Raw genomic sequence first — 11,165 nt, 5'->3', positions numbered from 1 at the left:
CGGCGCCGAACGCCCCGTGCCACTGCGCGGCGCGGGCCGGTTGCCCGACCGCGTGGTGTTCCGCGCGGGCGCCGGACGGGCGCCGGACCGCGGGCCGGTGCCCGTACTGCCGGTCCGCGGCGGGGGAGTGCCCTGGGGACGCCGCTGGGTGCGCTGCTCCGCGTACTGCTCGGCCAGCCGTCCCGAGGGCCGGTCCGGATCGTTGCGCTGCGCCGGCGGCCGGGCCTCCGTGATGCCCTGCGCCTCGCGGGCCGCGATCTCCTTGAGCCGCAGCGACAGTTGGAGCGTGCTCGGCCGCTCCTCGGGGTCCTTGGCGAGACAGGCGCGGACGAGGGGCGCGAGCGCGTCGGGCACGTCCTGCAGATGCGGCTCCTCGTGCACCACCCGGTACAGCATCACTTCGGAACTGCCGTGCCCGAAGGGCGAGTCGGAGGTCGCCGCGTACGCGAGCGTGGCACCGAGCGAGAAGACGTCCGTGGCCGGGGTGACGGTGGCCCCGCGGACCTGCTCGGGTGCGAGGAACCCCGGCGACCCGACGGCCGTACCCACGTGCGTGAGCGTGGACGCCCCGGTCGCCCAGGCGATGCCGAAGTCGATGATCCGCGGCCCCTTCGGGGACAGCAGGATGTTGGACGGCTTGAGGTCACGGTGCACGACACCGGCCTCGTGCACGGCGACGAGCCCCTCGGAGAGGGCGGCCCCCACGGCGGCGACATCGGCTGCCGACAGGGGTCCCTCCTCGGCGACCTTGTCGTGCAGGGAGGGCCCGGGAACGTACTGCGTGGCGAACCACGGACGGTCCGCGTCCAGATCCGCGGCCACCAGCCGCGCCGTGCACCCGCCCCTGATCCGCCGGGCCGCCGAGACCTCGCGCGCGAACCGCGACCGGAACTCCTGATCCTCCGCCAGATCCGGCCTGATCACCTTCAGGGCGACCCGCTGGCCACGACGGTCGGAGCCCAGGTAGACCACGCCCATCCCACCCGCGCCGAGTCGCCTGTGAAGCCTGAACGAGCCGACGACACGCGGGTCCTCGCGCCTCAGGCGCATCATCGCCATGTCCATCCCCGCTGCCCGGTCCGTTTGACGAGCCACAGCTTACGTTTCCGCGGCTGGCGGCGTGCATAGGCCGCGCCCTCTCGTCCCGATCGATTGTCAGTGCCGGGTGGGAAACTTGAAAGGTGGTCAGGGAGCCTGTGAACAGGACGGTTTTGCGCTGCCTGTGCTCCCAACCACCCGTCGCAGAAGGGGGATTGAACCCGTGAAGGGTGACCGTGTGGAGATAGTCGTGGACGCCGGTGACACGACACGTACCTACGAGGTGGTGGCGAGCAGGGCGGGCCGCCGGGTGGAGACGGCGGTCCGCCGAGGTGTGGTGGAAGTGAGCGAAGTCACCCGAAGCGGATCAGTGGTGCGCACCGCCCGCTTCATGGCGACCCGAGTGCTGGCGCTGGTCGAGCAACCGATCCCCAGGGAGGACAGCTCGGAACAGTCGGGGCACACCGGACGCCCCTTCCGGGAAGACCCTGAGACCTAGGTCTCCATCTCCACCCAGGGGAGTACATCGCAGGTCATAGCTCATCCTCCGGGAGGCCAGGCAAGCGGTACGAGGGCATGACGACCCAGGTTCGCCGCGCCCCTACATTTGAGGTCAAGCGGCGGGTGCAGCACTCGTCCCCCGAGGTCAGACACCCGCCGCTGCCGACCACAACAGAAGCTGAGCGGCTCCCCGGAGCCGCTCGCCAGGAGAGGGACCATGGCTCACACGGCACCGCGGACAGTGATCCGCACGCAGGGACGCAAGGCGTACACCGTCGCGTTCGGCACCCGCCGCGCGAGCCAGGGCCCCCGCCACCCACTGGTGGCGACCGCGATGGTCCTCCCCCTGGCGGCCCTGCTCGTAGTCGTCTTCGGCGGCTGGGACGCAGTGGTCACACAAGCGTCGTCCGTGGGCGTGATGCTGGGGCGCTGAGCGGCGCCCCAGGCCCGGAAGAGCGGTCCGGGCGGGGACATCCGGCCATGAAACCCCGTGGGGACGGGGGTGCGGCGGACGGCAAAAAATGCCCGCGCAGCTGGGGAGCTGCGCGGGCATTGCCGTGTTTTGCACGCCCCCTTGCGCCTGAACCGGCGCCGCTTTCGCGGGCGATCTTTGCGCCTGAACCGGCGCCGCTCTCGCGGACCAAATTGCTCGCCGTTGTGGTTGCTCAATTGATCGTTGGGGTGCGTGGGGGGATTTTTTGGTGCGGGGCGGGGTGCGTAGGCTCGCGGGGAACTTGACGAGGGGGAGCCGTGACCGCAGATGTGCTGTTGCCTGCGCTGGCCGCCAAGGTGCGCGTGGCAGCCCATCCGGCGGCCACTGCCTGCACGCACGCCGACGGGGTTCTTGCCGACAGGCCGGACGGCACTGTCGTACGGCATGACGGGACCGTCGCCAAGGCCCACGGTCCCGGCACGGACGCCGGGGAACTCTCCCAGCGGCTGGCCGTCGCCGCGCACCCGGAGCTGTCCGGAGTCCTTCTGCCCCCGCTGCGCCCCGAGCCCGTCGAACTGCACGGACGGCTGGTGACCTTCTGGCCGTACGGCGTTCCCGTCGACCCCGAACATCCCGAGGCGGCGCCCTGGGAGGCCGCGGGCGGTCTGCTGGCCCGTCTGCACCGGGCGCCCGTGCCGCGGGGGCTGCCGCCGATGCGGGGGCCCCTGAAGGCGGCCCGGGCGATCGCCCGGCTGCGGGCGGCGGGGCCGCACTCCGGTGCCGACCCGGTGCTGCGCGCCTGGGCCGACCTGCCCGCCTGGGCCCGCGCCGAGGCTCCGATGCCCGACGCGTCCGCGGCCCTGTGCCACGGCGACCTCCACCTCGGCCAGCTCGTACGCCGGCCCGAGCCGGCCGGGGCCTGGCTGCTCATCGACGTGGACGACCTGGGCGTGGGCGTCCCCGGCTGGGACCTGGCCCGCCCCGCGGCCTGGTACGCCTGCGGCCTGCTCCCGCCCGACGACTGGACCCGCTTCCTGACCGCCTACCGGCGGCAGGGCGGCCCCGCCGTGCCCGCCGACGGGGACCCGTGGCCCGCCCTCGATGTCGCCGCCCGCGCGCTCACGGTGCAGACCGCGGCCCTGGCGATCGCCAAGTCCGTCGCGGCCGGCCGCCCGTTGGACGAGGTGGAGCAGGCCGTGGTGGACGCCTGCGACCGAATGGCTGCCCTCCCGGCGGAGTTGGCCCGGGGCAATGCGACGTAGGGTGCAACCGACCGAGGCCAGGTGGAGTCTGTCCTGGCGGAAGCAGTACCGACCGGCGAGGAGTTGAGCCGAGCATGCAGTGTCCGAAGTGCCATGCGCCGATGCACACGTACAACCGCAATGGCGTCCAGATCGAGCAGTGCAGCGGCTGCCGCGGAATCTTTCTCGACTACGGCGAGCTGGAGGCGCTGACCCGGGTGGAGTCCCAGTGGTCGCAGCCCGCGCCGCCGCCCCAGGCCCCGCAGGCCTACCCCTCCGCTCCCGCGCCCGCCTGGGGCGCCCCGCAGCACGGCGGACACGGCGGCGGCCACTACGGCGGACACGGCGGCCACCAGCGCCACAAGAGCTTCGGCCACATGCTCTTCTCGTCCTGAGCCGAGGGCTCCTCCCGAACAAAGGGGGGAGCCCTTCTCCGTGTCTTCGGGCCGACGCACGACGAAGCCCCCGACCGTACGAGACGGCCGGGGGCTTCGGTGGGTGCGCGATACTGGGATTGAACCAGTGACCTCTTCCGTGTCAGGGAAGCGCTCTCCCGCTGAGCTAATCGCGCAGGTCACGCGGCCTGAGCCACGCTCACTGCTGTATTGCGTGCGCGATACTGGGATTGAACCAGTGACCTCTTCCGTGTCAGGGAAGCGCTCTCCCGCTGAGCTAATCGCGCGGGCTCGGATCTGCCGTACTGGCTGGAAGATCCAGTGGACGATACTGGGATTGAACCAGTGACCTCTTCCGTGTCAGGGAAGCGCTCTCCCGCTGAGCTAATCGTCCTTGGAGGTGGAGACGGGATTTGAACCCGTGTAGACGGCTTTGCAGGCCGTTGCCTCGCCTCTCGGCCACTCCACCAGGAGCGTAGGGGTTCGGGAAGATCCCCCACTTCCTGCGAGCGGACGACCAGGTTCGAACTGGCGACCTCAACCTTGGCAAGGTTGCGCTCTACCAACTGAGCTACGTCCGCTTGTCGGTTCCGTTCCGCTTGCGCGTCGCGGCGACGTGTTGAACTCTAGCGGATTCCGGGGCCAGTACAAAAACGCGTTTGTGCAGCGTGCTGCGGTGCGTCCACCGAACGACATGGTCAGGGCACCCGCAGGTCACCCGCCCTAGACTCGACTGCGTGCTCGACCTCCCTCCTCTCGCCCGTTTCGGCGGCCTCGTCGCCACCGGCCTCATCGATGTCACCAGCGATCCCGCGGCCCTGGACTCCACCGGCTTCTGGGCCGTTGCCGCCGACTTCGAGGGCCGTCTGACGTGCGCACGCTTCCAGGACGTACGGCGGGAGCCGGTGCCCGCCCCGGTGCCCGGGAGGTGGCGGGGGCCCGCCGTCGATGACTGGAAGTCGTCCCTCGACCGCGCCGCGTACACCGCGGGCGTACGCCGTATCCGCGAGCACATCGCGGCCGGCGAGGTCTACCAGGCGAACCTTTGCCGGGTGCTGACCGCACCCGTGGCGCCCGACGCCGACGTGGACGCCCTCACCGCACTGCTGGCCCGCGGCAACCCGGCACCGTATGCCGGAACGATTCGCCTGCCCGGGCACGGCGTCGAGACGGCCACCGCCTCTCCCGAACTCTTCCTGCGGGTCGACGGCCGCGTCGTCGAGTCCGGCCCGATCAAGGGCACCGGCCGGACCGAGGCGGACCTGCTGGACAAGGACTACGCCGAGAACGTGATGATCGTGGACCTCGTCCGCAACGACATCGGGCGGGTCTGCGCCACCGGCAGCGTCAGCGTGCCCGACCTGTGCGTGGTCGAGAAGCACCCGGGACTGGTCCACCTCGTCTCCACGGTCCGCGGCGAACTCCGCGCCGACGCGGGCTGGCCGGAGCTCCTCGACGCGGCCTTCCCGCCCGGGTCCGTCACCGGCGCCCCGAAGTCCAGCGCCCTGCGGATCATCGCGGAGCTGGAGACGGCTCCCCGCGGCCCGTACTGCGGCGGCATCGGCTGGGTCGACGCCGACCGCGGAACCGGTGAGCTGGCCGTCGGCATCCGTACCTTCTGGATCGACCGGGCGGAGGGCGTCCTGCGCTTCGGTACGGGAGCCGGCATCACCTGGGGCTCCGACCCCGAGGGGGAGTGGCGGGAGACCGAGCTGAAGGCGGCGCGGCTGCTCGCGGTAGCGTCGGGTGCGTACGAGGCAGCCGACGGGCACCGCACGTCCGGTGCCCTCCCGGGGGACGCCCTGTCCACCGGCGGCTCCGCCGAGGGCTGGACCCCCGGCCGAAAGGACATGTCGGACGAAGCGTCCGGCACTCTCTCGCGAGGTGAAACGCAGTGAAGGTCTGGCTCGACGGCGGGCTGCAGGACATCGAGACCGCCCGCGTCTCCGTCTTCGACCACGGGCTGACCGTGGGCGACGGCATCTTCGAGACCGTGAAGGCGGTCCACGGGCGGCCGTTCGCGCTGACCCGGCACCTCGACCGGCTGGCCCGCTCCGCGCACGGCCTCGGGCTGCCCGAGCCCGACGCCGACGAGGTGCGCCGCGCCTGCGCCGCCGTTCTGGAGGCCAACCCCGTGCCGCTGGGCCGGCTGCGGATCACCTTCACCGGCGGCCACGGCCCGCTCGGCTCCGACCGCGGCGAGCACGGCCCGACGCTCGTCGTCGCCCTCGGAGAGTCCGCCCGGCGCCCCGACTCCACTGCCGTGATCACCGTGCCGTGGACCCGCAACGAGCGCAGTGCCCTCACCGGCCTCAAGACCACCTCGTACGCCGAGAACGTCGTCGCCCTCGCCCGTGCCCGCGAACAGGGCGCCACCGAGGCGCTGTTCGCGAACACGGTCGGGCAGCTGTGCGAGGGCACGGGGTCGAACGTCTTCGTCGTCCTCGACGGGGAGATCCACACCCCGCCCGTCGCCTCCGGCTGCCTCGCGGGCATCACGCGCGCACTCGCCGTCGAGTGGACGGGCGCCAAGGAGACCGACCTGCCGCTGGACGTCCTCGAGCGTGCCGACGAGGTCTTCCTGACGTCCACACTGCGCGATGTGCAGGGCGTGCACCGCGTCGACGGTCGCGCACTCCCGGGCGCGCCCGGCCCGGTGACCGCCAAGGCCATGCGGATCTTCGACGAGCGCAGCGGGGACGACCTCGACCCGTAGAACCCGTAGAACCCGTAGTACTCGTAGAACCCGTAGAACCCGTAGAACACCGGAATCCCGTAGGGCTCGGTGGATCGGATCCGCGGGAAATCCGGATGACGGCAGGCCGCCGGGCGGGTACAACACCCCTGATGACCACCACCCTGCGGCCGACCGAGCCGCTCCAGCACGCCGCCGACGGAACGCGTTCACGCCACTACCAGGTGTGCGTGAACAGTCGCCCCGTCGGCGCGATACACCTCGCCACGCGCCCGGTCCTCGGGCCGTCCGTGGCGGTGATCCGGGACATCCGCATCGAGGAGCCGGACCGGGGGCGCGGCCGGGGCACCGTCGCCGCGCTGGCCGCCGAGGAAGTGGCGCGCGGCTGGGGCTGCGAGCGGATCGAGATGTCGCTTCCGGCCGAGGCCGCGGCCGCGCTCGCGCTCTCCACGGCACTCGGTTACGTCCTGCGCAGTCGCTGGATGGAGAAGGCGCTCGGGGCGGTACCTCCCGCGCTGCCGGCCGGCAGCGTCGGGCGTCCCATGACGGAGGCCGAGTTCGTGCCCTGGGAGGCGCACGGCAGGGAGACCTACGCGCAGGACGCCATCGCGCGGGGTGTGCCCGCGGCCGAGGCGCACGCGAAGTCGCAGCGAGACCACGACGAACTGCTGCCGCGCGGCAGGGCCACGGAGAACATGCTGTTCAGCGTCCTGGAGCACGAAGGGACGGCGGTGGGCACCCTCTGGGTGGCGCTCGAAGACGAACGGGCCTTCGTCTTCGACGTCGAGGCCGACGCGTCGTTCCGCGGCCGGGGCCACGGCCGCGCGCTGATGCTGCTCGCGGAGGCGCAGGCGGTGACCGAGGGCAGGAACCGCATCGGCCTCAACGTCTTTTCGGGCAACACCCCGGCCGAGCGGCTCTACGAGTCGCTCGGCTACGAGACCACCACGCATCACCTGTACAAGTCGCTGCTCTGACGCCGTCGTCGGCGACGGCGGGGCGAACTGCGGTACGGCGGGGCGAACTGCGGTACGGCGGTACGGCGGTACGGCGGTACGGCGGTACGGCGGTACGGCGGTACGGCTCAGGCTTTCCGGTCGGCTTCGGCGAGCAGGCGGTCGGCGATCTCCTCGATGCGCTCGCGCAGCCCTTGCTGACTCTTGCCGCCGTCCAGCCGCTCACCGCCGATGACGTACGTCGGTGTGCCGGTCACGCCGATGGCCTTGCCCTCGGCCTGGTCGGCGTCGACGATCAGGATGTGCCTGCCGTCGATCAGGGCCGTGTCGAACTCCTCGGCGTCCAGGCCGAGTTCACGGGCCACCTCGACCAGAAAGGGCTCTCCCTCGCGGTCCAGCTCCTCCACGCGGCCGAGCACCGCCTCGACGTACGGCCAGGCCTTCCCCTGCTCGGTGGCCTCCTCGGCGGCCTGCGCAGCGGCGAAGGCGTGCTTGTGCTTCTCCAGCGGGAAGTGCCGCAGCCGCAGTTCCAGCCGGTCGCCGTAGCGGGCGCGCAGGGCGCGGAGGTCGTCGAGTGCGCTGCGGCAGTCCGGGCACTGGAGCTCGCACCAGACGTCCAGAACGGGTGCGGCCGGGCGCGCGGGGGAGGAGTCGTTCATGGGTACCAGTCTCCCAGCCGGGGCGCGGGTACCCCAACCGGGATCGCGGCCGCCGCGCTTTGGCTGCCGCCGACCGGCACCTGGGGAGGAGTCCGACCCGGAGATGTCCCTGAGGTCCGCCCGGGGCATGGCACACGGGGCGGGGCGCGGTGCAGGATGGAAGGGACGAACCGACCCGCTGCCCGACCGAGCCCTGCCTGGAGGACCGGATGATTGCCGAGACCGTCTGTTCCGCCGCCTCCGCGGCCGGCCTGGGCATTGCCGTGGTCACGGCCTACCGCAAGCGCTTCCTCGCGGCGGCCCGCATCGCCGCCTACTCGCTCGTGCCGGTAGGCCTGGTCATGACCGGGGTGGTCGGCTGGGCAGCCGACACAGCGTTCAGCCCGACCGCGTGGGCGGGCTTCGTCCTGCTCGGCGGAGCCTGGCTGCTGTTCATGACCACGAGGGCCGTGGAGCGGCGCAGCGGTGGCACACGCAAGGAACGCAGGGCGGCGAAGGCGGCTCAGCGCGAGGCGGTGGCCCCCGCGGCCTCCGCGCCCTCGCTGGGGCAGTCCGCCCGCCCGGCGACCCGGCCCGCCGCGTCACCCCGCCCCGCCCAGTCCGGGGACGACTTCACCGACATCGAAGCCATCCTGAAGAAGCACGGCATCTGACGGCGAGGACGACCGCGCGACGGACGGTCGAGATCAAGATGGTCTGACGCTACGGACGGTCGATACGGTCTGACCCGACGGACCGGCGAGATGATCCGACGCCACGGACGGTCGAGACGATCCGACGCCACGGACTGAAGCGATGCTCTGACGCGACGCACTGAAACGACACAGAGCGTCGGGTGAGCGCGCGCAAGCGATCACGTCTGATCCCGCTCTTCACGGATATTGGCGAACTCCCCGTCATTCCGCGCGTGTTGATCGCCTACGGGGTACTCCCTGCGTCATCATCGCCGCGAGATGCTGGACACAACACAGAGCGACACCGCCGCCCCTCCAGAGGAGCCGCGGGGTTGTCTCTTCGCCCTTTCCCAGCCACCGCTGATGATCTTCCTTGCGGTGATCGGCTGTCTGCTGCTCATGGCTTCGCTGCACGACCTGCTGCTGCTCTGAGACGTACGCGAACCCCCCGGCGCCACCCGCCGAGGGTTTCGTCGACACCCCCACGAGCCGGGCGGTCGTACGCCGGCTTCAGCCCGCCGCTTCCTTGCGTCGCGCCCGGTAGGCGGCCACGTGCAACCGGTTTCCGCAGGTACGGCTGTCGCAGTAGCGGCGCGACCTGTTGCGGGAGAGGTCGACGAAGGCGCGCCGGCAGTCGGGGGCCTCGCAGCGCCGCAGGCGCTCCTGCTCCCCGGCCACCACGAAGAAGGCCAGCGCCATCCCGCAGTCGGCCGCGAGGTGATCGGCGACGGAGGCGCCGGGCGCGAAGTAGTGCACATGCCAGTCGTAACCGTCGTGGTCGGTGAGGCGCGGTGTGGTCCCGGCCGCTGCGACCAGCTCGTTGATCAGCCCGGCGGCCGCGCGGGCGTCGGAGGCGGCGAAGACCTCGGCGAACAGGCCGCGGACCTTCCGTACGGCCGCGAGATCACGCTCCGCCAGCACCCCGACGTCACTGAAGTCATGCGTACGTACGAAATCCGCGAGGGACGCCACATCCGCGAGCCCGTCCGTCGTGTTGTCCTCCGGCACGGTGTTCACCAGATCCACCACGGCGTCTAGGGCGCACCGGGTGTCGTGGGTGATCAGCACGTTTCGCTCCCTGGCCTGGGGGGTCGGGCGGGCGCCCGCCGATGTTGGCCGATGGTAGTGGTTTCCCCGGGCCGGAGGACCGGCAGTCCGCTGGGCAGGGGCCGCCTCCGGCCAGGTGGCAGGCGCTGACACTTCAGGGCCCGGCACGGCCGCACACACCGGCGCCGCCTCCGCGGAAGTCCGCGGCGACGGCGCCGATGCGTGCCCTATGCGGTTGTCTGAGCCCGAGCCGTCTCCCCGAGTGGACGGCGCCGGGCGGCTCTGAGGTACCTCGCTAGCTCTCGGCGAGGATGTGGGAGAGCTCGGTGTCGAGATCGAAGTGCCGGTGTTCCGTGCCGGGTGGCACGGCGGCGTCCGTTCGCTTCAGGAAGGACTCCAGGGCCCGCGCAGGGGCCTCGAGCAGGGCTTCGCCCTCCGGGGAGCTCAGGGCGATGCATACGACGCCCTGGCCGTGGCTCCGGGACGGCCAGACTCGGACGTCGCCGGTACCGGTGGGCCGGTGCAGGCCCTCGGCGAGGAGGTCGCGGGCGAACACCCACTCGACGGTTTCCTCGGCTCCGGTGTGGAAGGTGGCGTGCACGGCGTAGGGATCGGCCGTGTCATACCGCAGTCCTGCGGGAACAGGCAGTGAGGACTCGCTCGACACAACGAGGCGCAGGTGCAGCTCGCAGCTGACCGTGGTGTTCATAAGCGCCAGGGCCTTTCGCTCAGTGTGCGCTCGGGGATTCGCACGTCGGCGAAATCGACATGCCACCTACGGTGCCGTTGTAAACCCCTCTGAGTGTTTTGCGTGTCTTTAGGTAGCTCATCCGGCCGAGAGTGCGTTCGTCGGATAGGGCCATTCCGGTGACTGGTTTCTCTCGGGTAGGGTTTGGTCGTATGAATACGGGGAGTGACGAGCCCGGCGAGGTCGCCGTGGCTTCGGATGGGACGAACACCTTGGGGTCCGACGGGACAAACGCTGTGGGTTCTGACAGGACGAACACCGAACGCGGGCTCGGTTCGCGGGCGCCGGAATTCATCAAGGCGAGCCGCGCTCTGCATCTGAGCTGGCAGGTGGGCGTTTTCGTCGTGGGCCTCGCGGTCGTGGCCGCGGGCGTGATCATGCTGCCGCTGCCCGGCCCCGGCTGGCTGGTGATCTTCGGCGGCATGGCGATCTGGGCCACCGAGTTCGTCTGGGCCCAGCTCGTGCTCCGCTGGACGAAACGCAAGGTCACCGAGGCGACCCAGCGGGCGCTCGACCCCCGGGTGCGGCGCCGCAACATCATTCTCACGACCATCGGCCTCGTGATCATCGCGGCTCTCATGGGCGTCTACGTCTGGAAGTTCGGCTTCGCCATGCCCTGGAACATCAAGGAGTGAGGACCCCCTCCGCCGGCCCTTCGCGCTGGTCGAACGCACCCTCTGACTTGGGGTAATGTTCTTCCTGCGCCCGGGCGATTAGCTCAGCGGGAGAGCGCTTCGTTCACACCGAAGAGGTCACTGGTTCGAACCCAGTATCGCCC

General features: G+C 71.1%; 14 protein-coding genes and 6 tRNA genes. 11 read left to right on the top strand and 9 right to left on the bottom strand.

The window, feature by feature from the left end:
* Positions 1-1,065: protein kinase (locus ABZS97_RS41300; protein WP_356147967.1), on the bottom strand; the 1,065-nt coding region annotated here is incomplete at its 3' end.
* Positions 1,066-1,261: 196 nt separating this feature from the next.
* On the opposite strand from ABZS97_RS41300, the gene ABZS97_RS41295 reads away from it, so the two are divergent.
* From ABZS97_RS41295 to ABZS97_RS41280, 4 genes are all read left to right on the top strand, one after another.
* Positions 1,262-1,537 (top strand): hypothetical protein, encoded by a 276-nt coding sequence (locus ABZS97_RS41295; protein ID WP_356147964.1) that lies wholly within the window; start codon positions 1,262-1,264, stop codon positions 1,535-1,537.
* 219 nt (positions 1,538-1,756) lie between these two features.
* Entirely contained in the window at positions 1,757-1,972 is a 216-nt protein-coding gene (locus ABZS97_RS41290) for a hypothetical protein (RefSeq protein WP_356147961.1), read from the top strand.
* Between the two features lie 317 nt (positions 1,973-2,289).
* Positions 2,290-3,234, top strand: a complete 945-nt coding sequence (locus ABZS97_RS41285; protein ID WP_356147958.1) for an aminoglycoside phosphotransferase family protein — start codon at positions 2,290-2,292, stop codon at positions 3,232-3,234.
* Positions 3,235-3,308: 74 nt separating this feature from the next.
* Entirely contained in the window at positions 3,309-3,608 is a 300-nt protein-coding gene (locus tag ABZS97_RS41280) for a zf-TFIIB domain-containing protein (protein ID WP_356147955.1), read from the top strand.
* 104 nt (positions 3,609-3,712) lie between these two features.
* On the opposite strand, the gene ABZS97_RS41275 is transcribed toward ABZS97_RS41280, so the two are convergent.
* From ABZS97_RS41275 to ABZS97_RS41255, 5 genes are all read right to left on the bottom strand, one after another.
* Positions 3,713-3,784 (bottom strand) — tRNA-Val (locus ABZS97_RS41275).
* Between the two features lie 39 nt (positions 3,785-3,823).
* Positions 3,824-3,895 (bottom strand) — tRNA-Val (locus ABZS97_RS41270).
* A gap of 35 nt (positions 3,896-3,930) precedes the next feature.
* Positions 3,931-4,002 (bottom strand) — tRNA-Val (locus ABZS97_RS41265).
* 1 nt (position 4,003) lies between these two features.
* A tRNA-Cys gene (locus ABZS97_RS41260) sits at positions 4,004-4,077 on the bottom strand.
* A gap of 39 nt (positions 4,078-4,116) precedes the next feature.
* Positions 4,117-4,189 (bottom strand) — tRNA-Gly (locus ABZS97_RS41255).
* A gap of 156 nt (positions 4,190-4,345) precedes the next feature.
* Between ABZS97_RS41255 and ABZS97_RS41250 the strand changes: the two genes are divergently transcribed.
* The 3 genes from ABZS97_RS41250 to ABZS97_RS41240 all read left to right on the top strand — a co-directional run bounded on the left by ABZS97_RS41250 (position 4,346) and on the right by ABZS97_RS41240 (position 7,280).
* Positions 4,346-5,506: a chorismate-binding protein gene (locus ABZS97_RS41250; RefSeq protein WP_356147952.1), complete on the top strand. Its 1,161-nt coding sequence runs from the start codon at positions 4,346-4,348 to the stop codon at positions 5,504-5,506.
* Positions 5,503-6,324, top strand: coding sequence for an aminodeoxychorismate lyase (locus ABZS97_RS41245; protein WP_356147949.1), 822 nt, complete (start codon positions 5,503-5,505; stop codon positions 6,322-6,324). Before ABZS97_RS41250 ends, ABZS97_RS41245 begins: the two co-directional genes overlap by 4 nt.
* Positions 6,325-6,455: 131 nt before the next feature.
* Positions 6,456-7,280: a GNAT family N-acetyltransferase gene (locus ABZS97_RS41240; protein ID WP_356147946.1), complete on the top strand. Its 825-nt coding sequence runs from the start codon at positions 6,456-6,458 to the stop codon at positions 7,278-7,280.
* Between the two features lie 107 nt (positions 7,281-7,387).
* Here ABZS97_RS41240 and ABZS97_RS41235 read toward each other — a convergent pair whose 3' ends face one another.
* A complete protein-coding gene (locus ABZS97_RS41235) occupies positions 7,388-7,918 on the bottom strand; it encodes a DsbA family protein (protein WP_356147943.1) in 531 nt (176 codons plus the stop codon).
* Between the two features lie 209 nt (positions 7,919-8,127).
* On the opposite strand from ABZS97_RS41235, the gene ABZS97_RS41230 reads away from it, so the two are divergent.
* A complete protein-coding gene (locus ABZS97_RS41230) occupies positions 8,128-8,571 on the top strand; it encodes a hypothetical protein (protein ID WP_356147940.1) in 444 nt (147 codons plus the stop codon).
* 300 nt (positions 8,572-8,871) lie between these two features.
* On the top strand, positions 8,872-9,024 hold the full coding sequence (locus ABZS97_RS41225) for a hypothetical protein (protein WP_356147937.1): 153 nt from the start codon (positions 8,872-8,874) through the stop codon (positions 9,022-9,024).
* Positions 9,025-9,102: 78 nt separating this feature from the next.
* Here ABZS97_RS41225 and ABZS97_RS41220 read toward each other — a convergent pair whose 3' ends face one another.
* Together ABZS97_RS41220 and ABZS97_RS41215 are read right to left on the bottom strand one after the other, a co-directional pair.
* Positions 9,103-9,660 carry a CGNR zinc finger domain-containing protein gene (locus ABZS97_RS41220; protein ID WP_356147934.1) on the bottom strand — a complete coding sequence of 186 codons (558 nt, stop codon included), beginning with the start codon at positions 9,658-9,660 and terminating at the stop codon, positions 9,103-9,105.
* Positions 9,661-9,934: 274 nt separating this feature from the next.
* Positions 9,935-10,348 (bottom strand): SsgA family sporulation/cell division regulator, encoded by a 414-nt coding sequence (locus ABZS97_RS41215; protein ID WP_003959770.1) that lies wholly within the window; start codon positions 10,346-10,348, stop codon positions 9,935-9,937.
* A 191-nt stretch (positions 10,349-10,539) separates the two neighbouring features.
* Here ABZS97_RS41215 and ABZS97_RS41210 point away from each other — a divergent pair, with 191 nt between their 5' ends.
* Both ABZS97_RS41210 and ABZS97_RS41205 read left to right on the top strand, forming a co-directional pair.
* Positions 10,540-11,022: a TIGR02611 family protein gene (locus ABZS97_RS41210; protein WP_356147931.1), complete on the top strand. Its 483-nt coding sequence runs from the start codon at positions 10,540-10,542 to the stop codon at positions 11,020-11,022.
* Positions 11,023-11,094: 72 nt separating this feature from the next.
* A tRNA-Val gene (locus tag ABZS97_RS41205) sits at positions 11,095-11,165 on the top strand.

The organism is Streptomyces sp. NPDC005485, assembly GCF_040606085.1.
Taxonomy (GTDB): Bacteria; Actinomycetota; Actinomycetes; order Streptomycetales; family Streptomycetaceae; genus Streptomyces.
Note: the sequence above shows the minus strand (reverse complement) of the source record. Positions and strands in the feature narration are given on the sequence as shown.